Genomic DNA, 25,956 nt, shown 5'->3' on the forward strand with positions numbered 1-25,956 from the left:
CTTGCCCCGCTCAGCAGATGCGCGGCAACTGCTCGCCGGTCAGCCAGTCGACGATGCGCCGCCCACCGAAGGTGGTGGTCATCTGCACGAAATGGTGGTCGTCGGCATGGACGCTGCCGATCAGCGCCGCGCGCCGGGCGAGTGGATGGGCGCGCATCGCGGCGAGCAGTCGAGCGGCGTCTTCGGGCGCGACGATCACCAGCAACTTGCCTTCGTTGGCCACGTAGAGCGGATCGAGGCCGAGAAACTCGCACGCGGCGGCGACCTCGGTCTGCACCGGCAGGGCGCTTTCCTGGAGCATCATGCCGACGCCGGACTGGCGGGCGATTTCGTTCAGTGTCGTCGCCACGCCACCGCGAGTCGGGTCGCGCAGCGCGCGGATCGCCGCACCACTGGCGCGCATGGCGGCGATCAGGCCGTGCAGCGCGGCGGTGTCGGAAACGATCGGTGCGGTAAAGCCCAGGCTCTCGCGCTGCGCCATGATCGCCATGCCGTGCTCGCCGATACTGCCGGAGACGATGACCTGGTCGCCAGGTCGGGCGCGGTCGCCCGAGAAATCGTCACCGTCGGCAACGACGCCGACGCCGGTGGTGGTGATGTACACGCCGTCGCCGGCCCCTCTCTGAACGACCTTGGTGTCGCCGGTGACCACCGGCACCCCGGCGGCGCTGGCGGCGCGCGCCATCGACTCGACGATGCGCGCCAGGTCGGCAAGCGGCAAGCCCTCTTCGAGGATGAAGCCGGCGGCAAGATAGAGCGGCGTGGCGCCGAGAACGGCGACGTCGTTGATCGTGCCGTTGATCGACAGGCAACCGATATCGCCGCCGGGGAAAAAGAGCGGCGAAACGACGTGCCCGTCGGTGGACATCACCAGCCGACCGGGCGGCATGGGCATCACCGCGCCGTCGTTGCCCTGCCCGAGAAAGCGGTTGCCGAGATGCCTGGCAAAGAGCTCCTCGATCAGCTGCGCCATCGCCCGGCCACCACTGCCATGGGTCATGTCGACGCTCCCGTGGCACAGGTCGAGCGGCCGCACGTAGCCCTTGCGTACGCCGTTCATGGCGCCACCGCGCGCTGGTCGGCGGTGCTGGCCGTGCTCGCCGTACTCGTCGTACGCACCGCCGCAACGTCGGCAAAGCGGCCAAACGAGTAGTGTGCGGCGCAGGCGCCTTCGGACGACACCATGCACGAGCCGACCGGGTTTTCCGGGGTGCACACGCTGGCGAAGATGCGACAGTCCTGCGGCCGCTTGACGCCGCGCAGGACGGCGCCACATTCGCACGCCGGGTGGTCGGCGACGGCGTGGTAGCCGACGCCGAAACGGCGCTCGGCGTCGAAGTCGGCGAACTCCTTGCGAATGCGCAGCGCGCTGTAGGGCAGCTCACCGAGTCCGCGCCAGGCAAACGAGCGACGCAGCTCGAAAACGTCGGCGACCAGCTGCTGTGCCTTGCGGTTGCCGTCGCGGCTGACGGCGCGCAAAAACTCGTTCTCGACCAGCGCCTGTCCGGCGTTGACCTGCTTGATCAGCATCAGGATCGCCTGCATCACGTCGAGCGGCTCGAAGCCGGCGATGACCACCGGTTTGCGATACTCCTCGGCGAAGAATTCGTAGGGGCGCGTGCCGATGATCGTCGACACGTGCGCCGGGCCGATGAAGCCGTCGAGCGGCAGCGTTCCCCAGCGGCGAACTTCCGGCGATTCGAGAATGCTGGCCATCGCCGACGGCGTCAGCACATGGCAGCAGAGGACCGAGAAATTCCTCAGGCCGAACGCCTGTGCCTGTTTGATGAGCAGCGCCGTCGGCGGCGTCGTGGTCTCGAAACCGATGGCCAGGAAGACCACCTGCCGCTCGGGATGTCGCTGTGCCAGCGCCAGGGCGTCGGCCGGCGAATAGATCATGCGAATCTCGCCGCACGCAGGCGCAGACCCGGCCGTTCCCCTCGTGTCCTTTTCCCTGCCCAGCTTCGCTTTGGCCTTGATCAGCGACAGGACCGCGGAAGCCGGCACGCGCATCGGGTCGCCGTAACTGCACAGGGTGACACCAGCGTCGAGAGCAAGGCGAATCGCCATGTCGATGCGCCCGATCGGCAGCACGCAGACCGGACAGCCGGGGCCGTGAATCAGACGCACCGCAGGCGGCAGCAGATCGCTGACCCCGTAGCGCGCGATGGCGTGCGTGTGCCCGCCGCAGAACTCCATGAACGAGTAGTGGCGATCTGCGTGCGCCGCCTGCCTGATCGCCGCAGCCAGGCCGCGCGCCAGCTGACCGTCGCGGAACTCGTCGATGAACCTCATTGGCCGGCGCTTTTCCCGTCATAGCGCCGTTTGTGCGACAACCCCATGCGCAACCCCCTCCTCACCCGCCGCCTGGCCACCTCAGGCGATCGCCCGTGTCGCCTCCTGAAGCGCAGCCGCACCCAGTTCGGCAAACAGGGCCAGGGTCTTTTCGGCTTCTTCGGGATCGAGCCGCGTCAGCGCGTAGCCGACGTGCACGATGACGTAATCGCCGACGGCGACGCCTTCGACCAGCGCCAGCGAGATTTCCTTGCCCACCCCGGCAACGTCGATCAGCGCCTGGTCAGCGCCCCGTAATTCGACGATCCGACACGGCAAGGCCAGACACATCTCGCCGCTCCCCTAGCGACCAACCAGGTGCTGCAGGGCAACCCATGCCTGACCGACGCTCAGCCCGCCGTCGTTGGGCGGCACCTGGCGCGCCTCGATGAGACGCATCCCCTGCGCACTCAGTCGAGTCCGCAAGCCGCTGACCAGCACCTGGTTGAGGAAGCAGCCGCCACTGCCGACCACCGCCTCTTCATCCGGCACCAGCGTGCGCAGCCAGTCGGCGAGCGCGGCGATCAGCGTCGCATGAAACAGCGCCGCACCGCGCTCGGGGTTCTTTTCGTCGGCCAGCACCGCCAACAGCGGCAGAAGATCGAGCCGGCCCTGGGAAATCTTCCAGCCCAGGTCCAGGGGCAGGACGTCGCCGTAGCGCTGCGCCATGCCCTCGAGCAGCATCGCCGCCTGGCCTTCGTAAGCCATCACCGCCTTGATCCCGAGCAGACCGGCGGCGGCGTCGAAGAGCCGCCCCATGCTCGACGTCGGTGGACAGTTGACATTGCCGGCAAGCATCTGCGCGACGGCCGGTGCCGCCTGCTGCGCCGCGTAGCGCTCGACGATCTCCTTGTTACGGCCGAGTCGATGCAGCACCGCTGCCGCCATCCGCCAGGGTTCGCTGGCCGCGCGGTCGCCGCCGGGAAGCGCCAGCGGCGCCAGGGAACCGAGGCGCCTGAAGCTGTCGCCATCGACGCGCAGCAGTTCCCCCCCCCAGGCCGCGCCATCGCTGCCGACACCGACACCGTCCAGCGACAGGGCCAGCGCTTTGCCCTGCATGCCGTGTTCAGCGAGAACCGCCGCGGCGTGCGCATGATGGTGCTGTACGCCGAGCAAGGGCAGTCGCCACTGCTCGGCGAATTCAGCCGCGAAGCGGGTCGAGTGGAAATCCGGGTGCAGGTCGTGCGCGACGATGGCCGGTTCGACGCCGAGCAGTTTCACCATCTGGGCAACGTTCTCCTCGAGAAAATCGCAGACAGCGGCGTTGTCGAGGTCGCCAATATGCTGTGACACGAAAGCCTCGTCACCGCGCGTGACGCAGATCGTGTTCTTGAACCAGCCGCCGACGGCGAGCACCGACGGGCCCGAGATCGGCAACTTGATCGCCCGCGGCGTATAGCCACGCGCCCGCCGGATGAACTGCAGGCCACCGCTGGTGATGCGTGCGACGCTGTCGTCGCAGCGGGTGACGATGTCGCGGTCGTGGGTCAGAAAGGCGTCGGCAATCCCGTAGAGGCGCAGCAGGGCTTCATTGTTGCCGACCACCAGCGGCTCGCCGCCGGGGTTGGCGCTGGTCATCACCAGCGCCAGATCCTGCGCCCTTTCGAGCCATCCCAGGCCCGGTGGGCGATTCGCCGCTTCGTGAAAGAGCAGGAACTGCAGCGGCGTGTAAGGCAGCATCACCCCCAGCCAGCTCAGCCCGGGCGCCACGCCGGGCAAGGCCGCGTCGCAGTTGCCGCGCTTCTTGATCAGGATCGCCGGCCGCGTCGGCAGCGTCAGCAGTCCCGGCTCGCCGATCCCCATCTGCACGAACATCGCCGCCGAGGCGGCATTGGCGAGCATGACCACGAAGGGCTTCTCGTCACGCTGCTTGCGCTCGCGCAGGAGCGCGACGGCGACCGCATTGCGGGCGTCGCAGGCCAGATGAAAGCCCCCCAGTCCCTTTATGGCGACGATCTTCCCGGCGCGCAGCAGGGCCAGCGTCGCGGCCAGCGGGTCGCCAGGCAGGGGCTGCCCCTCGGCATCGACGAGGCGCAACTGCGGACCGCATTTGGGACAGCAGTTGGCCTCGGCGTGAAAACGACGATCCTCGGGCTTGCGATATTCGTGCTGGCACTTCGGGCACATGACGAAGGGCTTGAGGCTGGTGCGCACGCGGTCGTAGGGCAGGCCGCGGCTGATCGTGTAGCGCGGCCCGCAATTGGTACAGTTGGAAAAAGCGTAGCGCCAGCGCCGATTGCTGGGTTCGAAGGTCTCGGCCAGGCAGTCACGGCAGACCGCCGTATCGTGCCCGATCATCGTCCCCGCCCGACCACTGCGGCTGTCGATGATCACGAACTCGCGGCCATCGTGCGCTGCCGGCGCCGCAGCACGGGCGACCACGCCACTGACGCGAGCCAGCGGCGGCGCTTCCTGCTCGAGTCGGTCGATGAGGCTCTTGACCTGCTCGGCCGCCCCGCAGACCTCGATCTCGACGCCACGCGAGTCGTTGCGGACCCAGCCGCCGAGCCCCAGTTCGCGGGCCAGGCGCCAGACGAAGGGGCGAAAACCAACGCCCTGAACGACGCCGCTGACGCGGATGTTCTGGCAAACCACGCTCTCCGCCATGTCAGCCTCCCGAAGCCGCAGAGAGCTGCGTTTCAAGCTCGACGATGCGCCGTCGCAGCGTCGCCATCGCCCCCTTTTTCTTCTCTTGTCGCGCCTTGCAACCAGCGCTCAGCCAGGCCAGCCAATGCTCGAAACCCTCACCCGTGGTCGCCGAGACCTCGATCACCTGCAGCGCCGGATTGATCTGCCTGGCGTAAGCGATCGCCCGCTCGCTGTCGAAGGAGACGTAGGGCAGCAGGTCTATCTTGTTGACCAGCATCAGCGAGGCGGCGGCGAACATGGTGGAGTATTTCAGCGGTTTGTCGTCGCCCTCGGTCACCGAAAGGATCACCACCTTGTGCGCCTCGCCAAGGTCGAAGGCCGCCGGACAAACGAGATTGCCGACGTTTTCGATCAGCAGCAGCGAATCGTCGGCCGGCGCCAGCTCGTCGACCGCATGACCGACCATGTGCGCATCCAGATGACAACCCTTGCCGGTGTTGATCTGCACTGCCGGCGCGCCGCTGGCGCGGATGCGTTCGGCGTCGTGGCTGGTTTGCTGATCGCCCTCGATGACGGCGATGGCAAGCTTCCCGTTCAACGCCTCAATCGTGCGGCAGAGCAGGCTGGTCTTTCCCGAACCGGGACTGGAAACGAGATTGACGGCGAAGATGCCCTGCTCCTCGAAACGACGCCGGTTCTGTGCTGCGTAGGCGTTGTTCTTGGCCAGAATGTCGCGTTCGATGCGCAGCATCCGCGATGGCGTCCCGGCCTCTGCCGCAGCCGCTTCGCCGGCGTGGGGGTGAGCATGGTGATGCGCGTTCCGGCCGCCGTCTGCAGCAAGCGCAACGTAGCTCATGCGGCGACGAGCCGAGCCGGCACCCTCGTCGATGGAGCGTGGCGGCGCATGGCCGCGCGCGAACTGCTGAATGTCTTCCTGCCCGGAGACTGCCTTACCGGCAACCCGAGTCTCCCCGGCACCGCAACCGCAAGTGGTACACATCTACTGTCTCCTTCTTCATTATTATTCGACCTCCAGCTCCTTGACCCGCATCTCGGTACCACCGGTTGCTTGAACCGGGAAACCTCCGCAGGCTGGGCAGGGGTCGTAACGGGCCGCAAGCCGCACCGTCTGATTGCAATTAAAGCATAAACCTTCGCCAGCCACTTCAATCACCTTCAGAAGAGCGCCATCGGCCAGCGTGCCGCTCATCACGGCGTCGAAACAGAAGCGCATTGCTTCCGGCTCCACGGCAGCGAGTTCGCCGATTTCCAGGAACACGGTTTTCACTCGCTGGAAGCGTTGCTCACGCGCCGCGTCCTCGACAAGCTGCAGCACGCCCATGGCCAGCGACATCTCATGCATCGTCAACCGTCACCGCGAAGGCGACGCAGGGGTCGAGCGACAAGGCTAGGCGGCGAGCCGCCAGCGCCGCTTCGGCACGCGTTTGGGCCGGGCAGCCGGCCATTTCGCGGACGAAGGCGCCCTGCGGGTGAAAATTCCATTCGGTCGGCGCGACGATGGCGTAACGCGCCACCCGGTCGCCGTCGAGTTCGACGCGGTGCAACAGGGTGCCGCGGGCCGTTTCGACCCGTGCCAGCCCGCAACGTTCGGCAACCGCCGCCGCATCGAGCCAGGTCGACCGCTGCGCGGGCTCGGCCAATCCCCGCGCAAGCCCGCGCAGATCGGCATAGCGGGCCTGCAGCCGTGCCTGCAGCCGCTGCCCGTCAGCGAGCAGCGCGGACACCTCGGGATCGTCGGCGTGTCGGGCGAGCGCTCCCGTCTCGGCCGGCTGGCCGGCAAAAGTGGGCCGTTCGGAAAAACGATCGCCGCGGAAATGCGACTCCCACTCGGCTGCCGACAGGCGCGGCAGCAAGGCCACCGGGGCGGAGCGCAGACGATCGTCGAAGCACGGCGGCGCTTCTGCGTCCAGCCAGGCAAGCAGCCGGGCGCCGAAGGCCGCCGCGCCAAGGCCATCAGCGACGCCCAGCAAGTGCTTGCGCCAGAGCAGGAATTCACCGTGCCGCGACGGCTCTCCGCGCAACTGCGGCCAGTCGAGCAACAGCCGCCACAGGTGTTCGCCGATGGCTTCCAGGGTCACGGCCAGCGTCTGCGCAGGCGTCGCAGAAATGTCGGAGCGCTGACCACGCGCGGCCAGCAGGGACAGACGCGCCGCCGAATCCTGAGCGTGGCGACAAAGGCCGAACAAGCGGGGAACGAATTCAAGGACGCGGGCAAACGGCAGTCCGCGCAGTGCACGCGCGGCCATCGGTCGCGTCGAAGCAACCCCGGCGGCAACGATTTGCCGGCCATCCCACGCGAGTGCCAGCTGCAGAACACCCTGTTCCACCGTCACGCTCCCGGAAAGTGTCTTCAGACGATAGCAAAAGCCTTTGAATCGATTTTGATTTCGGTCAATCCGCGGCTAAACTGCCGCCTTCACAATACGGCCTCGCCGGCCCCTGCCTTTTTCCCGGGATTTCCCTCTGCATGCTTGAAGCTTCGAATCTGGAATGCGTACGCGGTGAGCGCAGTCTCTTCGCCGACGTCAGCTTTCGGCTTGATGGCGGCGAGATGCTTTACCTGCAGGGAACCAACGGCTCGGGCAAGACCAGCCTGCTGCGCATGCTCTGTGCCCTGACCCCGGCCGTCAGTGGCGAGATTCGCTGGCGGGGCACCCCGATCGGCAAACTCGGCGAGGAGTTTCGCAGCCAGCTGTGCTACCTCGGCCACCAGAACGCCATCAAGGAAGAACTGACGCCGCTGGAAAACCTGCTCTCTGCGGCCCGACTGGCGCAGGAAGCTCTCGACGAGGACGCAGCGCTCGACGCGCTGGCCCTGGTCGGGCTTCGCGGGCGCGAGGATCTCGCCTGCCGCTACCTTTCGCAGGGTCAGAAGCGGCGCGCGGCGCTGGCCCGCCTGGTCAACGAGAAACGTCCGCTCTGGGTTCTCGACGAGCCCTACGTGGCGCTCGACCCGGCTGCCGTCGAACTGGTCGCCGGACTGATCGGCGCCCATTTGCAGGCCGGCGGGCTGGCGGTGCTGACCACTCACCAGACGGTCGCCGTGCCGGCGGGTGCCGTGCGCGGATTGTGGCTTGGCGATAGCGATGCCCCACGCAGCGGTCGCGGTAGTTAACAAGATGCTAATATTGCTCCGCGCCGTGATCGGCCGCGACCTGCGCCTGGCCATGCGCCGACAGGCCGACATCGTCGCAGCAGCGTTCTTTTTCATCATCGTGGTCAGCCTTTTCCCGCTCGGCGTCGGACCCGAACCCGACCAGTTGCGGCGCATGGCGCCCGGGGTCTTGTGGGTCGCCGCGTTGCTGGCGACGATGCTTTCGCTGCCGCGGCTGTTTGCCGACGACCATCGCGACGGGACGCTCGAACAACTGGCCCTGGCGCCGCAGCCGTTGGCTTTGATCGTGCTCGGCAAGGTCATTGCCCACTGGCTGGTTGCCGGACTGCCGCTGGTCGTGCTCGCACCGGTCCTCGGCATCCAGTTCGACCTGAGCCAGGACGCGCTGGCGGTGCTCACCGTTTCGCTGCTCATCGGCACGCCCGCGCTGTCCGGGATCGGCGCCATCGGTGCGGCGCTGACCTTGGGCGTGCGCGGTGGCGGTGTGCTACTGTCACTGCTGGTCCTGCCGCTGTACATTCCGGTGCTGATTTTCGGTGCCGGCGCGGTCGATGCGACGGTCAGCGGACTCGGACCGCAAGCCCATTTGTCGCTGCTCGGCGCACTCGCGCTGGGCGGCGTGTTTTTTGCGCCGTGGCCAACTGCCGCGGCCCTCAGAGTTGCGCTGGAATAAATGACTGACAGAGTAATCAACTGGTTCAAGTACGCCAGTCCGCAGACTTTCTACCCGCTCGCCGGCAAGCTGATTCCGTGGTTCTGGGCACTCGCTGCGCTGTTCGGTATCGCCGGGCTGGTGATCGGCTTCCTGATCGCGCCGACCGACGCGCAGCAGGGCGAAGGCTATCGGATCATCTTCCTGCATGTGCCGGCGTCGTGGATGTCGATGTTCATCTACCTGGTCATGGCTTTCTGGGCCGGCATCGGGCTGGCTTTCAACATCCGCCTGTCGGGAATGATGGCCTCGGCGCTGGCGCCGACCGGCGCGCTTTTCGCTTTCCTGTCGCTATGGACCGGCGCCCTGTGGGGCAAACCGATGTGGGGCACCTGGTGGGTGTGGGACGCGCGCCTGACTTCGGAACTGATCCTGCTCTTCCTGTACATCGGCTTCATCGCCCTGCAGGCGGCGATCGACGATCCGCGCCGCGCCGACAAGGCAGGCGCGATCCTGGCGCTGGTCGGAGTGGTGAATATTCCGATCATCTATTTTTCCGTCAAGTGGTGGAACACCCTGCATCAGGGCGCCTCGGTGAGTCTGACCAAGGCCCCGAGCATGGCCGCCATGATGCTCTGGGGAATGCTGCTCTGCGCGCTGGGCTGCTGGATGTACAGCATCGCCGTCGGGCTGATGCGCGTGCGGGCGATCATGCTCGAACGCGAACGACACACCGACTGGGTGCGCGAGTTGCTCGCCGGCAAGGAGTAGGAATATGCACTGGAACAGTTTTGCCGAGTTCCTGGCCATGGGCAACCACGCCCTCTACGTCTGGGGCTCGGTGGTAATGATGGCCCTGCTGATGCTTGCGGAACCGATGCTGCTGATGCGCGGTCGGAAGACCCTGGTGGCGCGCCTCAAACGCCAGCTCCGCGCCGAGCAGGCGGAAACTCTGGCCAATCGCTCGGCAAGCAGGCAATCGCGTCGCAACACCCCACAGGAGTAAAGCTTGAAACCTCGTCACAAGCGTATTGCCTTGATCGCCGGCGGCCTGGCCATTCTCGGTATCGCCGCCATGCTGGTGCTGAATGCCTTCCAGAGCAATCTGGTGTTCTTCTTTTCGCCGACCCAGGTCGCCGCCGGCGAAGCACCGACCGGCAAGAGCTTCCGCATCGGCGGCATGGTCAAGGAAGGCTCCCTGGAGCGTCAGCCCGATGGCATCACCATGCGCTTCGTGGTCACCGACACCGACAAGGAAATGACGGTTGCCTACCAGGGAATCCTCCCCGATCTCTTCCGCGAAGGGAAAGGCGTCGTCGCGCAGGGCAAGCTCGGCGACGGAGGCGTGTTCACTGCTTCCGAAGTGCTCGCCAAGCACGACGAGAACTACATGCCGCCGGAAGCGGCCAAGGCCGTCGGTGACGCCCACGAGCGGGCGGCGGCCAACAAGGCGGCGGCGGAAGCCGCCAGCCAGACCATCAAGCAATAGCATGCCCACACGCATCATTCGGACGATAGGCTCATGATCCCTGAACTCGGCAACTTCGCACTGATCGTCGCGCTTTGCGTGGCCCTGGCGCAAGGCACGCTGCCGCTGATCGGCGCGCACACCGGCCGGCAGCAATGGATAGCCCTGGCGCGGCCGGCAGCGGTCGCCCAGGCGCTGCTCCTGGCGATCGCCTTCGGCTGCCTGACCACGGCCTTCGTGCAGAACGACTTCTCGGTGGTCTATGTCGCCCAGCATTCGAACACCCTGCTCCCCATGCAGTACCGCGTCGCCGCGGTCTGGGGCGGGCACGAAGGCTCGCTGCTGCTGTGGGTGATGATGCTCGTGCTGTGGGCACTGGCCGTTGCCATGCGCTCGCAACAACTTCCCGATCACATGGTCGCGCGCGTGCTCGGCGTTCTCGGCCTGGTGACCGCCGGCTTCCTGCTCTTCATCCTGCTCACCTCGAACCCCTTCGACCGCCTGCTGCCGGGCGCCGAAGAAGGACGCGACCTCAACCCGCTATTGCAGGACCCGGGCCTGATCATTCATCCGCCGATGCTGTACATGGGCTACGTCGGCTTCTCGGTGGCCTTCGCCTTCGCCATCGCCGCACTGCTCTCGGGCCAGCTCGACGCCGCCTGGGCGCGCTGGTCGCGGCCGTGGACCACGGCGGCATGGATTTTCCTGACCCTGGGCATCGCGCTCGGTTCGTGGTGGGCCTACTACGAACTCGGCTGGGGCGGCTGGTGGTTCTGGGATCCGGTCGAGAACGCCTCGTTCATGCCCTGGCTGGTCGGCACGGCGCTGCTGCACTCGCTGGCGGTGACCGAAAAACGCGGCAGCTTCAAGAACTGGACGGTGCTGCTGGCGATCTCGGCTTTTTCGCTCTCGCTGCTCGGCACCTTTCTCGTCCGCTCCGGCGTCCTGACGTCGGTACATGCCTTCGCCACCGACCCGGGGCGCGGTGTCTTCATTCTCGCTTTCCTGGTGGTGGTCATCGGCGGTTCGCTGGCACTGTTTGCCTGGCGGGCACCGAAGGTCGGTCTCGGCGGTCGTTTCGGCCTGTTCTCGCGCGAATCGCTGCTGCTCACCAACAATGTGCTGCTCGTCGTCGCCTGTGCTTCGGTGCTCCTCGGTACGCTCTATCCGCTGCTCATCGACGCTCTCGGCGCCGGCAAGCTATCGGTCGGCCCCCCCTACTTCGACGCCGTTTTCGTGCCGCTGATGTTGCCGGCGGCGTTCCTGATGGGCGTCGCGCCTTTTGCGCGCTGGAAGCACGCCAGCGTCGGCGAACTCACGCACACCCTGCGCTGGGCTTTTCTGGCCGCGGCCCTGGTCGGCATCGCAGCGCCCTTCCTGCACGGCGAGTGGAAGCCGCTGGTCGCACTGAGCCTCCTGCTGGCCACCTGGATCGTTTTCAGCGCCCTGCTCAGCATTGTCGAACGTGTCCAGTCGACGCGCGCCGGGCAATCCTTCCTGAGCACTGCCAGCAAGCAGCCGCGCAGTTTCTTCGGCATGCATCTGGCGCACATCGGGATCTCGGTGTTCATCGTCGGGGTGACCATGGTCAGCGCCTATCAGGAAGAGAAAGACGTCAAGATGGAAATCGGTGACACGGTCAGCGTCGGCGGCTACAGCTTCGTGTTCAACGGCGTGCACGAGAAGAAGGGGCCGAACTATCGCGCGCTGGTCGGCGACATCGATCTGCGCAAGAACGACCGCGTGCTGCGGAAAATCTTCCCGGAGAAACGCTTCTACGTCGCCTCATCGATGCCGATGACCGAAGCGGCGATCGATAGCGGCTTCCTGCGCGACGTCTACGTCTCGCTCGGCGAGCCGATCGACAAGGCCAGACCGGAAGCGGCGTGGGCCGTTCGCGTTTACTACAAGCCCTTCGTCGACTGGATATGGGGCGGCTGTGTGCTGATGGCCATCGGTGGGCTGCTGGCGATGAGCGACCGCCGTTATCGGATCAAGGCGCGTGCGGCAGCAGCCAGTTCGGCGACTGTCGCCACAACACTGGCGCAAAACGCCTGAGGACACGTCATGAACCGATTTCTCTGGCCGCTTATCGGCTTCGTCGTTCTCGTCGTCCTGCTCGGCGTCGGGCTGACGCTCAACCCGCGCGACGTGCCTTCGCCGCTGGTCGGAAAACCGGCACCAGCCTTCTCGCTGCCGCGCCTGCACGCACCGGACGAGCAGTTCTCGCCCAGGGACATGCTCGGCAAGGTCTGGCTACTGAACGTCTGGGCGTCGTGGTGCGTCTCGTGCCGGCAGGAGCATCCCCTGCTCGTCGAACTGGCCAAGCGCCATAGCGCGCCGCTGGTCGGGCTGAACTACAAGGAAGTTCGCGGAGACGGCGCGATCGACATGGACAAAGTGCCTGCGGACCAGGAAAAGGGCATGGTCATCGAGCGCGCTGGCGCCTGGCTCAGCCAACACGGGGACCCCTACACGCTCTCGGCACTGGACATCGACGGCCGTGTCGGCATCGACTACGGCGTCTATGGTGTGCCCGAAACCTACATCATCGACAAGGCCGGCATCATCCGCATGAAGCACACCGGGCCGATCACGCCCGACGCCCTGTCGAGCACGATTCTGCCACTGATCACCGAGCTCTCGAAATGAGGCCACTGATGAGGATGGTGCTGCTGCTTGCGCTGCTCGCCGGCAGCGGTAGCGCTCTGTATGCTGGCGAAGCGCAGCCTCTCGCCGAGAACCCGGCGACCGAGAAACGCCTGCTCGCGATTTCCACGGAGCTACGTTGTCTGGTCTGCCAGAACGAATCGCTGGCGGGATCACATGCCGAACTGGCCAACGACCTGCGCCGCGAGATCCGCGCACTGATCGAAGACGGCAGGAGCGACGACGAGATCATGGAGTTCATGGTCAGCCGTTACGGCGATTTCGTCCGTTACCGACCGCCCTTGAAAGGAACGACGCTCGTGCTGTGGTTTGGCCCGGGCCTGCTCTTCATCCTTGGCCTCGCCGGACTGCTGCGTTACCTGCGCCGCCGTGACAGGGCCATCACCGACGCGCCACTGAGCGCCGAAGAGCACCGCCAGGCCGAGGCGCTGCTGCACGACAACGACTCCCGTCAAGGACGTTCATGACCAGCTTCATTCTCTTCGCGGCGCTGCTTGTCGTCGCCGTTGCCGCCATTCTGTTGCCACCGCTGCTGCGCGCGCCAAGATCGTCCGGAGGAGCTGACCAGCGTGAAGCGAATCTGGCCATCTTCCGCGATCAACTCGCGGAACTCGAACGAGAGTGCGCCAACGGCTCGCTCGCCGAAGCCGATTTCGAGCAGGCACAGAGCGAGTTGCAGCGTCGCCTGCTCGACGACATTCAACCGCGTTCAAGCGGCCAGAGTGACGCACGCCCTGGACGCAAGACGGCTTTGGCTCTGCTCATCGTCCTGCCGCTCGCCTCGGCAGGTGGCTACGCCCTGCTCGGCAACCAGGCAGCCCTCGACCCGCTGCAGCGACAGGCGCGGGTCACGCCGCAGCAGATCGAGGGCATGGTCGCGGGGCTGGTCGAGAAACTCAGGGAGAACCCCGACGACAGCAAGGGATGGCTGATGCTGGCGCGTTCCTACAAGGTCCTGGAACGTTTCCCCGAGGCCGCCGACGCCTACAGCCGGGCCGGTGCACTGGTCGACCAGGATCCGGAACTGCTCGCCGATTATGCCGAAGTCCTCAGCCGCACCCAGGGGGGTGACCTGCAGGGCAAACCAACCGAGCTGGTCGAACGGGCGCTGAAGATCGACCCCAACGAACCGCAGGCCTTGCTGCTGGCAGGCGCCGCCGCCAGCGACCGACGGCAGTTCGCCCTTGCCGCCGACTACTGGGCACGCTTGCTCGCGCAAGTCGAGCCCGGCTCGGAGGAAGCCAGGGCGCTCGCCGCAGCGGTCGAACGAGCGCGCGAAATCGCCGCGCAGACGGCGGCCGGCAAGCCAGCCGGCCAGACCGCCGTTGCCGGCGGCAGCGCCGTCAGCGGCGAAGTGACGTTGAGCGGCGAGATCGCCGGCCAGGCCGGTCCGGACGACGTGCTGTTCGTCTTTGCCCGCCCCGACGAAGGTCCGCGCATGCCGCTCGCCGCGACACGGGCAAGAGTCGGCGACCTGCCGCTGCGCTTCCGCTTCGACGACTCGATGGCGCTTCCCGGTGGCAAGAAACTCTCCGATTTCAAGACCGTCAGCATCGAGGCGCGGATCGCCAGGGCTGGCAAGGCACAGAGCTCGAGCGGCGACCTCTACGGCACGCTCAGCGGCGTCAAACCCGGCAGCCAGGGTCTGCGCCTGCTGATCGACCAGGTGCAACCCTGAGCCTTCAAGCCGTCGTCAGAGGCCCATCCGGAGGCCCGCCGGAGGCGCGATTTCCCCGTTTGTTAACCTAGATCAAACCGTCCGCGCGCCCACCTCCGCTAGACTCTCGGCAGCCTCGGCGCTGGCCAGAAGGCGTTTCGCAGCAAAGTCCACGGGGAGGGAAATATCGTGTCAGATAACGGCTCAGGATTCTGGGCAAAACTCAAACGTCCAAGCATCAAGTACTCGCTACTGACGCTGCTATCGGTCGGCTTCGTCTCCGGCGTTTTCTTCTGGGGGGGTTTCAACACCGCCATGGAAGCGACCAACACTCTCGAGTTCTGCATCGGCTGTCACGAGATGAAGGACAACGTCTATCAGGAATACAAGAAAACGATTCACTACAGCAACCGCACCGGCGTGCGTGCGTATTGTTCGGACTGCCACGTACCGAAGGACTGGACGCACAAGATGATGCGCAAGATCCAGGCAAGCCGCGAACTCTATGGTAAGGTCATGGGGACGATCGACACTCGGGAGAAGTTCGAAGCCAAACGTCTCGAACTGGCGACCAGCGAGTGGGCGCGCATGAAAGCCAGCGACTCGCGCGAGTGCCGTAACTGCCACTCGTTCACGGCGATGGACATCGAAAAACAGAAGGCACGCGCGTCCAAGATGCACAAGATCGGCCAGGAAGACAAACAGACGTGCATCGATTGCCACAAGGGCATCGCGCACAGCAAGCCGCAGAACATGCCGGAAGATGAAGAAGAGGAAGGGGACGCCACCTTCTAGTCGCGGTAGCCGAAGCCGGCAACAGCCGATCTTATCTGCGAGCGGGGCAGGCAGGAATCCTCTGCCTGCCTTGCGCAGTGATAACCCGTATCAATCCTGAATGGAGTGTGAAATGAAAAAAACGACCGTTTCCCTGGCCCTGTTCGGCGCTTTGCTGGCCTTCGGTTCGCAACTCGCGCACGCGGCTGCCCCTGACTGGAACAAGGTTCCCAAACGCACCGTTCAGGTCTTCCATGCCGGCGTGACGCCGGTCGAGTGGGTGATGAAGAAGTCCGATCACAGCGGCCGTACCGGCATCAACAAGGGCGAAAGCTGCGTCGGCTGCCATGAAGAGAAGGGCGGCCTCAACTTCGACATGAAGCGCCTGGCGAGCAAGGACCTCGAGCCTGCAGGCACACCGAAGACAATGAGCTTCCCGGTCACCATCCAGTCTGCCTACGACAAGGAAAATGCCTACGTCCGTCTGACCTTCAAGGCGCCGGCCGGTGCTTTCGACCCGGTCGACAAGGAAAATGACGTCAAGGTGGCGGTGATGTTCGCCAACGCCGAGGTTCCCAAGGGCGACCAGGTGGGCTGCTGGGCCACCTGCCACGGCGACGCGCGGACGATGCCCGGAGCAGACGACAAGAAAACCAAGTACACCCGGACCGGCGCCTACGAGTTGATGCAGTGGAAGAGCGCTGCGGGCGCCAAGGCCGTCGATGGCTCGGTGACCGACAAGCGCAACATGGAAGGCGGCACCGCCAGCGTGCAGGCTGAAGGCGGCAAGTCGGGCGACACCTACACGGTGACGTTCACCCGCAAGCTGTCGGGGGCTCTCGCCGAAGGCAAGGCCGTACCCTTCGGAGTCGCCGTCCACGCCGACCATGCCACCGGTCGTTTCCATCACGTGTCGATGGGCTACACCATGGGCTTCGGTGTCGATGGCGACGTGAAGTCCGCCAAGCAGTAAGCGATCCACAGAGCGGTACGAAAAGCAGGGCTACGGCCCTGCTTTTTTTGGCCTCGAAGCAGGCGGGCGGACGCTCGATCAGAGCAGTTGATTGACCAGGTGGTCGGCATGCGTACGAGCCAGGCGCTTGAGCAGGCGCTGGACCGGCGCCGGGTAGCTATCGACAGCGTCGAGTGCGTGATGGTGCTCCAGCCGCTGCGCGTGCGCCAGCACACGCTCGAGCTCAATCCGGTGCTGCTCGCCCAGGCCGTGCTGCGGGTCGTGAATCAGCAGCCCGTTCTCGAGGTCAAGGCGCCACGCCCGCGGATTGATGTTGCTTCCGGTGAGCAGCGCGTAATCGTCGTCGACCAGTAGCCCCTTCAGGTGAAAGCTGTTCTTCTCGTGCCGCCAGAGGTAGAGGTCGAGTAGGCCCTGGTCCACGGCGTCCTGGTGCGCCTTGCAGAAGCGGCGAAGATTGGCCTCGTAGAGGTACGGCAGGGCGCCAATCGTCGAGAACGGTTCGCCGAGCGGTATGTAGTAGTCGTTGGCCGTCTTGTCGCCGACGACGATGGTCACCTGGCAGCGCTGCCTGATCTTCTCGTCGATTGCCCGGCGGACCGGGCGCGGAAGATTGAAATACGGCGTAAACAGCACCAGGCGTCGCTCGGCGCGCTCGATCAACTGCAGCAGCAAGGCGTTCACCGCGTTGCCACGCGCGCCCAGGCCAAGCAGCGGTGTGACGCCCACCTGGCCGTCTCCGATCGACGCGGAAGTGGGGGCGCCAGAGGAAGCAACCAGGTAGCTGCTCGTCGCCAGGGTCCTCCGCAAGCCGGCAATGGCACCACGTAGCGACGAGGTTTTTGGTCGGTGCGCGGTATCCAGCGCGCACACGGCGGGATCCGGCTGCAGCACGTCGATCATCAATCCGGCAAGGCTGTCGGCGAGTTGGCGACTGATGATCAGATGGTAACGATCGAGCCGATAACGCTGCTGGCGATGCAGGTAGATATCGTTGATGCTGGCACCGCTGTATAGAACGGCATCGTCAAAGACGAAACCCTTCAGGTGCATCACGCCCAGCAGTTCACGCTTCTGCACCGGCACGCCGTAAATCGGCACGCCCGGCCCGAGACGGTCCGCCATTTCCGTGTACAGGGCTGCATTGCCGGCACTCTTCGCGCTACCGATCAGACCACGTTGGGCGCGGTGCCAATCGACAAAAACCGCGATCTGCAGCGCCGGTCGTTCGGCCTTGGCGGCGTACAAGGCGGCAAGAACCTCGCCGCCCGCGTCATCATCCTGGAGATAGAGCGCGCACATCAGAATCCGCTCGCGGGCGGCGGCGATCAGCGCCAGTAGCGTCTCGCGGAACTCATCCGGGCCAGACAGGGTCACGATGCGCTCCGTCGGCACGGGAATGCACGGCAAGGCGTCGAGCACGCTTGCAGGCCTGTGCGGACGGCCGCGCAGGCGTTGCACTGCCGCAAGGAAGGTGGCGGTCCTGGAACGAGGTTCGAGATTCTTTTTCACCGCCCGAAATTATACGCTCAGGCCAGGCCGCGCCGATTGGCCGCGACATGCGAGGCCCTCCCGAGTTCGCCGGAGGAAGGGTCCGGACTATCAAGTTTTCCCGTGCGCCGGCCGTTAACGTCGAATAGAGAGTGCCATTGACCTGCACCATGCCGAACCAGGCGCTCGCCGAGAAACGGAGAAGACACCATGCTCAGCGCAGTCGAAATCGTCGAGCAAACCGATCGCCTGCCATCGCTGCCGGCGGCCTATATGAAAGTGAAGCGGGTGATCGACGACCCCCACGGCTCCATCCGGCAATTGGCTGCGGCAATGAGCAGCGATCCGGCGATGACTGCACGTGTCCTGCGCGTCGTCAACTCGCCGTTCTACGGCTACCCTGGACGTATCGAGACCGTCACGCGCGCACTCAACATCCTCGGCATGCAGCAGGTGCACGATGTCGTCCTGGCATGGGCGATCAGTTCCGCATTTGCGGATGTGCGCACGGCGGTAATCCCGATGAAATCGTTCTGGCGCCAGAGCGTTGCTCGCGCCATCGCCGCGCGGCAGCTGGCGCGACGAGCCGGGTTCGTCGACGCCGAGAGACTGTTTGTGGAAGGACTACTCAGCGACATCGGACACCTGATCATGTATACAGTGGTGCCCGATCTGGCGATCGCGGCAATGACGGCCAGTCGCCAGACGGAGCACCCGCTGCATGAGCTTGAACTTGAGTTGATTGGCTGCGACTACGCCGAAGTGGGTGCCGCCCTGGTTCTGGCCTGGGAGCTGCCGGAGTCCTTCTACGAGCCGATCAAGTGCCAGATTGCCCCGAGCACAGCGACCATCCACCGGCTGGAGGCAGCGATCCTGCACATCGCCGGAACGCTGGAGGCATCAGCCGCGAAATCGCCGAGCGTACAACCCGATCCTGACGCCCTGGCCGTTCTTGAACTGGACGAGGCCTCGCTGATCAGTTTGTACAGCGAGGTAACCGGGGAACTCGACAGCGCTTTCGCCACCTTCTTTCCCAATCTGGCAGCCGCGTAGCTGCACACCGCGAAGGAAGCGGCAAACGACCCGCGGGAAGCCCCGCAAACCTTCCTGGCACTGGTGCAGGCGCCCGGCCACTGCGTGTGCAACGCGTTCGACAAGCCTTGCGGGGCCCTTGTGAACAGCAGGCGGTTTCCGGGTCAATCGCCTGGCGGCTCCCAGACAGTGACGCGGTTGCGGCCGCTTTCCTTGGACTTGTACAAGGCGTTATCGGCCTGATCAATCAGTTCCTCGAGGCGCGAAGCGCCGTAATCAACCGAGGCCACGCCAAAACTTGATGTAATTCGTTCGACCCGCGTCGAACGGCCCCCCTCCACCGCCGAGCTCTCGATCGAGACACGTATCCGCTCGGCAATCGCCCTCGCCTGCTCGGTGCTTGCATCAGGCAGCAGGAGGCAGAACTCCTCGCCACCGTAACGACAGAGGACGTCACCGGTGCGCGTGTTGCGTGCCAGAGTTCGCGCCACGACCTGAATCACCTGATCGCCGACGGAATGACCGTAGACGTCGTTGAAGTACCAGCGCCGGCGGCGCGCCGTTGTAGTCGCCCACCGGTACAAAGCGGATCAGCGTTGAGGTGTTGAGCGCCAGCGCCGTGGCACCGTCGGCCACGGAGCCGATCGAACCAGTTGCTACCGCCGTTGCTTGAGTACTGCCAAGTGCCCTGCGTGCCGGCGTTGGCCGTATTGCCGACCACGGCGATGCCGTCGAAGCTGGCACCGGCATCCGGGTCAGAGAACTGGCCACTGAAAATCGCACTGACCGCCTCGCCGGCCGGACTGGACGTACCTTCGGCAACCGCGGCCAGCGTGCCGGCCCGCAGGGTCGGGGCGGTGTTGGACATCGTCGCAATGACGTTCTGTGCGAACTCCGACGTCTCAATCGGGGAGTCCCCGAGGTCGAGCCGCGAAACGCTCGCGCTAATGGCGCTGCCGGCTGAAACCGCGACGTAAAACGTCGGAGAGAACGACGCGTTGCCAGACCCGTCGATGGGCACGTCAGAGATGCCGATCAAGGTCTGGCCTTCGCCATAGCCGGTGCCGTCTCCGACCGCATTCGCATAGAACTCGATGCGATAGTCCGTTAATGCAGTGCTGTTAAGGGTTCCCGTGATAGTGATCAGTGCGCCATTCGTCACCGCGCGGGTCAGCACCGGGAAGTTCTGCAGGTTGTTGGCGCCGGTATCGCCATCCCCGTCGTGGTTCGCTGCCACGCCGGCCGCGCCCAGGCTAATTCCCAGCAAGGTGTTGGAATGTATCGAGTTGCGAACGATCGCGTTGCTCGTGCCATTGACCACGTCCACCCCGTTGTGGGCATTGAAGGCGATCAGGTTGCCGGCGCCGTCGGCTTCGCCGCCGATGATATTTCCGGTCGATCCATCGGGGGCGAGCCCGATGATGTTGCCCTGGATCAGGTGCCCGGTCACTCCCGATCCGACGATGGTGATGCCCTCATCGTGGTTGTTGGTGATCACGTTGCGGGCAATGGTGGCGTTCGAGCCCGCGATATCTATGCCGTCATCGCCGTTGCCGACACCGTTGTTGCCGTAGCCGGTCCTGCCGGTGCCGGCGGTACCGATCCAGTTGTCGCTGATCGTGACGTTGTTGGCGCCGGATGCGACGTTGATGCCATCGATCGTGAAACCGGTGATCATCAAGCCCTTGATCGTGCTGCCACCGCCCCCGGCACCGATCTTGATGCCGCTGAAGCCGGGTGCCGCACCGTCGATTCGCACCACTGGGGTGCCGGCATAGTCGGGCTCGCTGGTGCCATCGATGGTCACGGCATCAGTGATCGTCGGCAGCGCCGAGAGGACGTTGATCGTGTGGACGCCTGCACCGGCGATCTCGAAGTTGATCGTGTCCGCGACGAGAGCGTTGGCGTTGGCCTGCGTCATCGCCCATCGCAAAGTGCCCGGATCGACCGTGTCAGCGGTCCTGTTGACCGTGTAGGTCGCCAGCAAACCTGCCCATTTCTGCCGTGAACCGTCGTTCTGGCCGACGAGGTCGTCCACCAGCGCCTGGTAGTCGGGAACGCGCCGATCGATGAACGCCAGCTCATGGCTGCGCGCCTGCTCGGCGTTCGACTGCGCGGCTTGCGTCGCCGCCGCTGGCGATGCGTCCAGAGACCGCACCTCGGCCCGGTCGTCGAAATGATCGGCAGCCAGCAGCCCTGCCGCCGCATCGGCGGAGAACAGGATACGCGGCGCCAGCTCCTCCAGTGTGGGGCGCTGGCGGGCGGCGGTGAATGCGGATGGCGACGACTCTCCTGGCGCCACTCAGTAGCTGCGCGCGAGCGCCCTGCCGGGAGCGCCGCTCTTGCTCTCTTCCGACCCGAAGCTCGTCGGGCGGATCGGCCGGGCCGGGCTGCTCGGCGTGACGCCCTGCTTGCCGGCGAGCACCGGTAGATCCAGCCCGAAGTCGGCCTGGCAGCGCAGCCCGGCGGGCAGGCGCAGGTCAGGGTTCGGTAGCGTCAGCAGCACACGAAAGGTATTGCTCGGCGCATCGATCAACTGGTCGACGAGCGTGACCTGCGCTTGCACGGCAGCGGTCTCGGGTAGCTGCGGCTGCACGCTGGCGAACGCCCCGGATTCGATCTTGCCGTAGAGCGCTGCCGGCACCACCACCTGCACGCGCAGCGGATCGACCTTGGCCACCCGGAACAGCGGCTTTTCTTCGACCCGCTCGCCGACCGACAGATAACGCTCGGCGACGACGCCGTCAAACGGGCTGCGAATGCTGCGCTGCGCGAGTTGCGCCTCGGCCAGGCCAAGCTCGCGCTGCGCCACCCGTTTCTGCTCGCGGGCCTGCACCAGGCGCTGCTCGGCCACCTCGTATTCGGTGCGTACCTGGTCAAGCGCCTGCTCCGAAATGAATTTCTTCTCGAGAAGGCCTTGGGTACGCTCAAGTTTCTGGCGCGCAAAGGCGACGTTGGAACGTGCCGCTTGCTCGTCGGCCTCGGCCCTGGCACGAGTACCGGCAACGCCGACGGCGGCACGCTCGACGTCGCCACGCAGCAGAGCCAGCACCTGCCCCTTGCTCACCCGGTCGCCGCGTTCGACCCGGATCGCCTCGATCACCCCGATCACCGGCGAACCCACCTCGGCGACCTGCTCGGGCTCGATCAGGCACCCCAGCGGCGGGGCGGCGAGCACCTCGCCGCTACCGACGGCGACGGCGGCAAGCGAGATCGCCAGGCCGCCGAGCACACGGGGTAGAACAACGCCAACTTCGATCTTCATTGTTTTCATCTCCTGTTCCATCACCACGAGATCACCGGCCGAGGCCGGTCCACCCCCAAAACGTCAATCCCAGCCACTCGCTCAGCCGATGCGTCGCGATCCAGCCCAGGCGCCGCGTTCCGGCGTCGATCTTGGCGACCCCCTGCAGACCGGGGCGCAGTCCGGCGGGCGGCTTGTCGAAGGACGCTTCGACTTCGAAGACGTTGCGCCCTTCACGGGTCTGCGCGACTGGCGTGATGCGGCTGACGATGAATCCAAGGCGCTCACCCGGCAGCGCCGAGAGCGCCAACTGGCCGCGCTGAGCGAGGGCGACAGCGCCGATATCGCGCTCGTCCACTTCGATGATCAGCCGGAAAGCCGCGCGCGGAGCGAGCGTCAACAGCACTTCGCCGCGCTGCACCGGCGCGCCGAGCGATTGCGAAAGGTCACCCTTGACGACCAGGCCGTCGATCGGTGCGGTGAGCCGGGTACGCGCGAGCTGCTCGCGTGCCAGTTCGAGTTGGGCAGCGGTTTCGGTGGCGCGCGCTTGCGCCAACGCATACTGGGTGCGATCGCCACGGGCCAGGGCGCCGGCGGCGCTGTTCTGGTGCTGATTGAGCTCGGCCTCCCACTTGCGGTTCTCCAGCTGGAGGTCTTGCTGCGCGAGTTCGACGAGCAGCTGTCCCGCCTTGACCGTGTCGCCCGGGCGCACGTGGGCGGCGTGCAGGTAGCCGTCAGTGGGGGCGACGACGACGCGCTCGACTTCGCCTTCCAGACGTGCCGGCGCGCCAATGCGGTAGTCGTAGGGCATCATCGCGAGAAGAACGACGGCGGCGAGCGCGGCGAACCCCGCCAGACGCCGACTGCGCTGGCTTAGCCCGCCCCACCAGGCGTGCAAACGGTCGCCCGCGCGCGCCGACCAGGGGTGCTCGGCGCGTTGCTTGAGGGCAATCAGCGGGGCCAGCCGGCTGGTCAGCTCTTCGATGACACCCAGCTCGTCGGCGGCCACCGGCCGCTCACGCTCGAAACACAGGCTACCGATGGCTTCGCCGGCGCCGATCAGCGGCACGCTGAGCACGCTGCCCGGGCCTTGGGCGGCGAGCGTGGCGTGCGCCTGGACGATACGCGGGGGAATCTCGGCGGCCAGCGGGTAGGCGATCGATACGCCCTGGTCGATGCCTTCCTGCATGGCAGCGGCCAGCGCCTGGCTGAGACCCTGGCGGCGACCGAACTCGGCGCCATGCGACAGAGCGATGAGCTTCAGACCAGTGCGCTGGCTCAATCCGAGGCTGACGCGGTCGAAGCCGAGACTGCTGGCGATCTCGCTGCACAGCGCGCTGCCGGCCTGATCGAGAGACTGCTTTCCGAGCAGCGGCAGCTGCAGTTGCAGCAAGAGGTTTCCGGCGCTCGGGGTGGCCACGCTACTGGCCTCCTGCAAGGCCATAACCAAGGCCGTAGCCGTCCCTTCGAGTTCGCCGAGCAGGGCCTGATCGGTGTCTGCCAACCCGGGCTGGACGGCGACAGCGAGGACGCCGAGTACGTTCTGAGCGTGGACCAGCGGCAGCGCAACGATGCACCCGGGTTCGCCACCGGCGCCGCCGCCGACCGGTGGGGTGAGCACGAGCGGTTGGGCGCGCCGGATGGCCACCCGCGCCGCCGCCAGCAACGAAACGCTGGCCGCATCGCCGACCGGCCAACGCGCAGCTTCCTGCTGCGCCCCACTGGTAGCAAGCAGAACGAGCGCCGATTGGACGCGCGGGTCACTCTCGCAGTAGCTGTGCAGCCAACGTTGCGCCGGCTTGGATTGGGTTGTGGTTTCGCTCATTCTGGTGGCATCTGCAACTACACCATGGATCGCAAGGAAGGGCTTTCGCCCGGGACTGCGCAGCGCAGAAAACCACCAGGCCGGAGAGGCATAGGCCTGTATCGGCACAAAGTACCCGCTTCTTTAGGGTGGAGTTCGTTGCGTGGTGACTTCGGTCTGGCAAGTGAATGCTGCCGAACCGGGCTCGCTCGGGACAACCCTGGCCGCGGCCCCGGCAGCGAGCCAGGACCTCAGGCGCCGGCTGCGGGCGCAGGCTCCAGGAGCGGTAGTTGATCGACGAGCAGCAGCGCAGCGAAGTCCCTGGCGGGGAGTGGCCGGCTGTAGAGGTAGCCCTGGCACTCGTCGCAACCGAGATTGCGCAGGAACGCGAGTTCCGGGGTTCTTTCGACACCTTCGGCAACGACACGCAGACCCAGACTGTGAGCCATGGCGATGATCGCGGTGACAATCGCGGCGTTGTCCTTGTCACCATCGACCTTGGCAATCAGGGAACGATCGATCTTCATCTCGTCGATCGGGAAGCGCTTGAGGTAGCTTAACGATGAATAGCCGGTGCCAAAGTCATCGACGGACAGCGCCACACCACCACTCTTGATCTCGTCGAGGGTACTGATGTTCTCCTGCGCGTTGTCCATGATCGCGCTCTCGGTAATCTCCACGCAGAGATGGCGGGCGTCCAGCTGCGCGCCCGATAGTGCGTCACGTATTCCTTGCACCAAGCCGCGCTGCCGGAATTGATGGCTGGAAACGTTGATCGAGACCCGCGGCAGTTTGCGCCCGGCGGCTTGCCAGATCTGCAGCTGCCGGCAAGCGGTATTCAGCACCCATGCGCCAAGCGGCATGATCAGCCCGGTGTCCTCGGCCAGTGGAATAAAGCTGGCCGGACCGACGATACCGTGCTGCGGGTGGCGCCAGCGCAACAAGGCTTCGGCGCCGACCATGCGATGCGTTTTCAGGTCCACCTTGGGCTGATAGAAAAGCGCCAGCTCATCGCGCTCGATAGCCCTGCGCAGATCGGTTTCAAGGCTCAGCCGCTCGCGGGAGCGGGCGTTCAACTGCCGCGAGAAGAAGCGATAGCTGCCACGGCGACCCACTTTCGCGTGCCGCATGGCAACCCCCGCAGCCTTCAACACCGTATCGCGCGCGGTGCCATCCGCCGGAAACAGAGCGACGCCGATGCAACAGGTGACAAACAGCTCCTGCCCACCGATCGACAAGGGTGTCGCGACGACGTCGAGAATTCGCTGCGCGACGGCGCTCGCGACTTCGCTTTTCACAACGCCGGGCAGCAACACGGTGAATTCGTCGCCCCCCATCCGCGAAAGCAAGGGCTGCTGGCCTTCGGCCGCCGTGCGCGCAACGATGTCGCTGTCTCGCAAGGATTCATCAAGCCGCTGTGCGATAGCGCGCAAGACCCGGTCGCCGACGCCCGGCCCAAGCGCTTCGTTGATGTGCTTGAAACGGTCCAGGCCGATCTGCAACACGGCACCGGCGGTACCGTAGCGTCGCGAAAACCGGATCGTCCAATCCAGGCGATCGAGGAAGCGCTCGCGGTTCGACAAGCCGGTCAGAACATCGTAGTACGCGAGCTGGTCCTGGTAGGCCTTGGCGGCCAGCGTATTGCGCAGGCGCAACACGAGTTCGCTCGGGTCGACCGGCTTGGCAAGAAAGTCGGTTGCGCCCAGCTTCAAGGCCTCGAGTTTGGTCGCGGCGTCGGCCGCGGCGGTGAGCATGATCACAGGAATGCGCTTGAGGGTGGGGTCGGCCTGCATCCGCGAGAGGATTTCGAAGCCATTTACCTCCGGCATGTGGAGGTCGAGCAGCAACACATCGGGCCGCTCGTTATGCAGCAGGTCCAAAGCTTCTGGAGATCTGGTGGTCGAGACGAAACTCTGGTAGCCGACATCCTCGAGGAAAGCCTGCAGCATCTCGATGCTGATGTCCTCATCATCCACGAGCATGATCTTGGATGCCTTGCTCGACGCGCCACCTTCATTGGCATCAAGCGGCGCCGGCTCCGCATCTGGCGGAAAGCTCATTACCACACTCTCGCTGGCGGCAGCGTCCCAATCCACCTGCTGTGCCAAGTCGTTCGGAAGCTTGTTCATTTACGA

25 protein-coding genes are annotated in these 25,956 nt (G+C 65.5%); 12 read left to right on the plus strand and 13 right to left on the minus strand.

The genetic code is table 11. The features are described 5' to 3' along the window. Positions 1-10: 10 nt before the first annotated feature. The 7 genes from hypE to QZ634_RS12765 form a co-directional block, all read right to left on the minus strand. Positions 11-1,060, minus strand: coding sequence for a hydrogenase expression/formation protein HypE (gene hypE, locus QZ634_RS12735; protein WP_291988888.1), 1,050 nt, complete (start codon positions 1,058-1,060; stop codon positions 11-13). Further along, positions 1,057-2,295: a hydrogenase formation protein HypD gene (hypD, locus tag QZ634_RS12740; protein ID WP_291988890.1), complete on the minus strand. Its 1,239-nt coding sequence runs from the start codon at positions 2,293-2,295 to the stop codon at positions 1,057-1,059. Before hypD ends, hypE begins: the two co-directional genes overlap by 4 nt. Before the next feature lie 81 nt (positions 2,296-2,376). Next, a complete protein-coding gene (locus QZ634_RS12745; RefSeq protein ID WP_291988892.1) occupies positions 2,377-2,625 on the minus strand; it encodes a HypC/HybG/HupF family hydrogenase formation chaperone in 249 nt (82 codons plus the stop codon). 12 nt (positions 2,626-2,637) lie between these two features. Next, positions 2,638-4,941 carry a carbamoyltransferase HypF gene (hypF, locus tag QZ634_RS12750; RefSeq protein WP_291988894.1) on the minus strand — a complete coding sequence of 768 codons (2,304 nt, stop codon included), beginning with the start codon at positions 4,939-4,941 and terminating at the stop codon, positions 2,638-2,640. Position 4,942: 1 nt separating this feature from the next. Continuing rightward, positions 4,943-5,923, minus strand: coding sequence for a hydrogenase nickel incorporation protein HypB (gene hypB / locus QZ634_RS12755; protein WP_291988897.1), 981 nt, complete (start codon positions 5,921-5,923; stop codon positions 4,943-4,945). Positions 5,924-5,944: 21 nt separating this feature from the next. Next, positions 5,945-6,286, minus strand: a complete 342-nt coding sequence (gene hypA / locus QZ634_RS12760) for a hydrogenase maturation nickel metallochaperone HypA (protein WP_291988899.1) — start codon at positions 6,284-6,286, stop codon at positions 5,945-5,947. Then, positions 6,279-7,271: a nickel-dependent hydrogenase large subunit gene (locus QZ634_RS12765; protein ID WP_291988901.1), complete on the minus strand. Its 993-nt coding sequence runs from the start codon at positions 7,269-7,271 to the stop codon at positions 6,279-6,281. The genes hypA and QZ634_RS12765 overlap by 8 nt, the downstream gene beginning before the upstream one ends. Before the next feature lie 140 nt (positions 7,272-7,411). On the opposite strand from QZ634_RS12765, the gene ccmA reads away from it, so the two are divergent. The 11 genes from ccmA (at position 7,412) to QZ634_RS12820 (ending at position 16,253) form a co-directional block, all read left to right on the plus strand. After that, positions 7,412-8,059 (plus strand): cytochrome c biogenesis heme-transporting ATPase CcmA, encoded by a 648-nt coding sequence (gene ccmA / locus QZ634_RS12770; protein WP_291988903.1) that lies wholly within the window; start codon positions 7,412-7,414, stop codon positions 8,057-8,059. Between the two features lie 4 nt (positions 8,060-8,063). Beyond that, the gene (gene ccmB, locus QZ634_RS12775) at positions 8,064-8,732 is read left to right on the plus strand and encodes a heme exporter protein CcmB (protein ID WP_043568268.1); all 669 of its coding nucleotides are present in this window, start codon (positions 8,064-8,066) and stop codon (positions 8,730-8,732) included. Further along, the gene (gene ccmC, locus QZ634_RS12780; RefSeq protein WP_291988905.1) at positions 8,733-9,482 is read left to right on the plus strand and encodes a heme ABC transporter permease CcmC; all 750 of its coding nucleotides are present in this window, start codon (positions 8,733-8,735) and stop codon (positions 9,480-9,482) included. A 4-nt stretch (positions 9,483-9,486) separates the two neighbouring features. Beyond that, positions 9,487-9,717: a heme exporter protein CcmD gene (ccmD, locus tag QZ634_RS12785; RefSeq protein WP_291988907.1), complete on the plus strand. Its 231-nt coding sequence runs from the start codon at positions 9,487-9,489 to the stop codon at positions 9,715-9,717. Between the two features lie 3 nt (positions 9,718-9,720). Next, positions 9,721-10,200 carry a cytochrome c maturation protein CcmE gene (gene ccmE, locus QZ634_RS12790; protein WP_291988909.1) on the plus strand — a complete coding sequence of 160 codons (480 nt, stop codon included), beginning with the start codon at positions 9,721-9,723 and terminating at the stop codon, positions 10,198-10,200. 33 nt (positions 10,201-10,233) lie between these two features. Further along, complete coding sequence (locus QZ634_RS12795; RefSeq protein WP_291988911.1) at positions 10,234-12,237, plus strand: heme lyase CcmF/NrfE family subunit; 2,004 nt, start codon at positions 10,234-10,236, stop codon at positions 12,235-12,237. Between the two features lie 9 nt (positions 12,238-12,246). After that, a complete protein-coding gene (locus tag QZ634_RS12800; RefSeq protein ID WP_043568281.1) occupies positions 12,247-12,831 on the plus strand; it encodes a DsbE family thiol:disulfide interchange protein in 585 nt (194 codons plus the stop codon). 8 nt (positions 12,832-12,839) lie between these two features. Further along, on the plus strand, positions 12,840-13,316 hold the full coding sequence (locus QZ634_RS12805; RefSeq protein ID WP_291988913.1) for a cytochrome c-type biogenesis protein: 477 nt from the start codon (positions 12,840-12,842) through the stop codon (positions 13,314-13,316). Further along, positions 13,313-14,527: a c-type cytochrome biogenesis protein CcmI gene (ccmI, locus tag QZ634_RS12810; protein WP_291988915.1), complete on the plus strand. Its 1,215-nt coding sequence runs from the start codon at positions 13,313-13,315 to the stop codon at positions 14,525-14,527. Before QZ634_RS12805 ends, ccmI begins: the two co-directional genes overlap by 4 nt. 168 nt (positions 14,528-14,695) lie before the next feature. After that, entirely contained in the window at positions 14,696-15,301 is a 606-nt protein-coding gene (locus QZ634_RS12815) for a NapC/NirT family cytochrome c (RefSeq protein WP_291988917.1), read from the plus strand. A 112-nt stretch (positions 15,302-15,413) separates the two neighbouring features. Next, entirely contained in the window at positions 15,414-16,253 is an 840-nt protein-coding gene (locus QZ634_RS12820) for an ethylbenzene dehydrogenase-related protein (RefSeq protein WP_291988919.1), read from the plus strand. 78 nt (positions 16,254-16,331) lie between these two features. On the opposite strand, the gene pssA is transcribed toward QZ634_RS12820, so the two are convergent. Next, positions 16,332-17,762, minus strand: a complete 1,431-nt coding sequence (gene pssA / locus QZ634_RS12825) for a CDP-diacylglycerol--serine O-phosphatidyltransferase (RefSeq protein ID WP_366145396.1) — start codon at positions 17,760-17,762, stop codon at positions 16,332-16,334. A 189-nt stretch (positions 17,763-17,951) separates the two neighbouring features. On the opposite strand from pssA, the gene QZ634_RS12830 reads away from it, so the two are divergent. Further along, positions 17,952-18,794 (plus strand): HDOD domain-containing protein, encoded by an 843-nt coding sequence (locus tag QZ634_RS12830; protein WP_291988921.1) that lies wholly within the window; start codon positions 17,952-17,954, stop codon positions 18,792-18,794. 143 nt (positions 18,795-18,937) lie between these two features. Here the strand turns inward: QZ634_RS12830 and QZ634_RS12835 are convergent, their stop codons facing one another. The 5 genes from QZ634_RS12835 to QZ634_RS12855 all read right to left on the minus strand — a co-directional run bounded on the left by QZ634_RS12835 (position 18,938) and on the right by QZ634_RS12855 (position 25,950). Next, on the minus strand, positions 18,938-19,264 hold the full coding sequence (locus QZ634_RS12835) for a GGDEF domain-containing protein (RefSeq protein ID WP_291988923.1): 327 nt from the start codon (positions 19,262-19,264) through the stop codon (positions 18,938-18,940). Between the two features lie 8 nt (positions 19,265-19,272). Then, positions 19,273-20,811 (minus strand): hypothetical protein, encoded by a 1,539-nt coding sequence (locus QZ634_RS12840; RefSeq protein WP_291988925.1) that lies wholly within the window; start codon positions 20,809-20,811, stop codon positions 19,273-19,275. A 264-nt stretch (positions 20,812-21,075) separates the two neighbouring features. After that, the gene (locus QZ634_RS12845) at positions 21,076-22,038 is read right to left on the minus strand and encodes an efflux RND transporter periplasmic adaptor subunit (protein WP_291988927.1); all 963 of its coding nucleotides are present in this window, start codon (positions 22,036-22,038) and stop codon (positions 21,076-21,078) included. Positions 22,039-22,069: 31 nt separating this feature from the next. Continuing rightward, positions 22,070-23,842 carry an HlyD family efflux transporter periplasmic adaptor subunit gene (locus QZ634_RS12850; protein ID WP_291988929.1) on the minus strand — a complete coding sequence of 591 codons (1,773 nt, stop codon included), beginning with the start codon at positions 23,840-23,842 and terminating at the stop codon, positions 22,070-22,072. A gap of 230 nt (positions 23,843-24,072) precedes the next feature. Further along, positions 24,073-25,950: an EAL domain-containing protein gene (locus tag QZ634_RS12855; RefSeq protein ID WP_291988931.1), complete on the minus strand. Its 1,878-nt coding sequence runs from the start codon at positions 25,948-25,950 to the stop codon at positions 24,073-24,075. Positions 25,951-25,956: the final 6 nt, after the last annotated feature.

The organism is Candidatus Accumulibacter sp. ACC007, from assembly GCF_907163205.1.
GTDB lineage: Bacteria > Pseudomonadota > Gammaproteobacteria > Burkholderiales > Rhodocyclaceae > Accumulibacter > Accumulibacter regalis.

Coding starts and splice junctions, on each gene's coding strand:
- QZ634_RS12845 (WP_291988927.1), bottom strand. CDS start 22,038: ATGAAGATCGAAGTTGGCGTTGTTCTACCCCGTGTGCTCGGCGGCCTG.
- QZ634_RS12820 (WP_291988919.1), top strand. CDS start 15,414: ATGAAAAAAACGACCGTTTCCCTGGCCCTGTTCGGCGCTTTGCTGGCC.
- QZ634_RS12805 (WP_291988913.1), top strand. CDS start 12,840: ATGAGGATGGTGCTGCTGCTTGCGCTGCTCGCCGGCAGCGGTAGCGCT.
- QZ634_RS12855 (WP_291988931.1), bottom strand. CDS start 25,950: ATGAACAAGCTTCCGAACGACTTGGCACAGCAGGTGGATTGGGACGCT.
- QZ634_RS12850 (WP_291988929.1), bottom strand. CDS start 23,842: ATGAGCGAAACCACAACCCAATCCAAGCCGGCGCAACGTTGGCTGCAC.
- ccmI (WP_291988915.1), top strand. CDS start 13,313: ATGACCAGCTTCATTCTCTTCGCGGCGCTGCTTGTCGTCGCCGTTGCC.
- ccmB (WP_043568268.1), top strand. CDS start 8,064: ATGCTAATATTGCTCCGCGCCGTGATCGGCCGCGACCTGCGCCTGGCC.
- hypA (WP_291988899.1), bottom strand. CDS start 6,286: ATGCATGAGATGTCGCTGGCCATGGGCGTGCTGCAGCTTGTCGAGGAC.
- ccmD (WP_291988907.1), top strand. CDS start 9,487: ATGCACTGGAACAGTTTTGCCGAGTTCCTGGCCATGGGCAACCACGCC.
- QZ634_RS12800 (WP_043568281.1), top strand. CDS start 12,247: ATGAACCGATTTCTCTGGCCGCTTATCGGCTTCGTCGTTCTCGTCGTC.
- QZ634_RS12830 (WP_291988921.1), top strand. CDS start 17,952: ATGCTCAGCGCAGTCGAAATCGTCGAGCAAACCGATCGCCTGCCATCG.
- hypF (WP_291988894.1), bottom strand. CDS start 4,941: ATGGCGGAGAGCGTGGTTTGCCAGAACATCCGCGTCAGCGGCGTCGTT.
- hypD (WP_291988890.1), bottom strand. CDS start 2,295: ATGAGGTTCATCGACGAGTTCCGCGACGGTCAGCTGGCGCGCGGCCTG.
- hypB (WP_291988897.1), bottom strand. CDS start 5,923: ATGTGTACCACTTGCGGTTGCGGTGCCGGGGAGACTCGGGTTGCCGGT.
- QZ634_RS12795 (WP_291988911.1), top strand. CDS start 10,234: ATGATCCCTGAACTCGGCAACTTCGCACTGATCGTCGCGCTTTGCGTG.
- ccmC (WP_291988905.1), top strand. CDS start 8,733: ATGACTGACAGAGTAATCAACTGGTTCAAGTACGCCAGTCCGCAGACT.
- ccmA (WP_291988903.1), top strand. CDS start 7,412: ATGCTTGAAGCTTCGAATCTGGAATGCGTACGCGGTGAGCGCAGTCTC.
- hypE (WP_291988888.1), bottom strand. CDS start 1,060: ATGAACGGCGTACGCAAGGGCTACGTGCGGCCGCTCGACCTGTGCCAC.
- QZ634_RS12745 (WP_291988892.1), bottom strand. CDS start 2,625: ATGTGTCTGGCCTTGCCGTGTCGGATCGTCGAATTACGGGGCGCTGAC.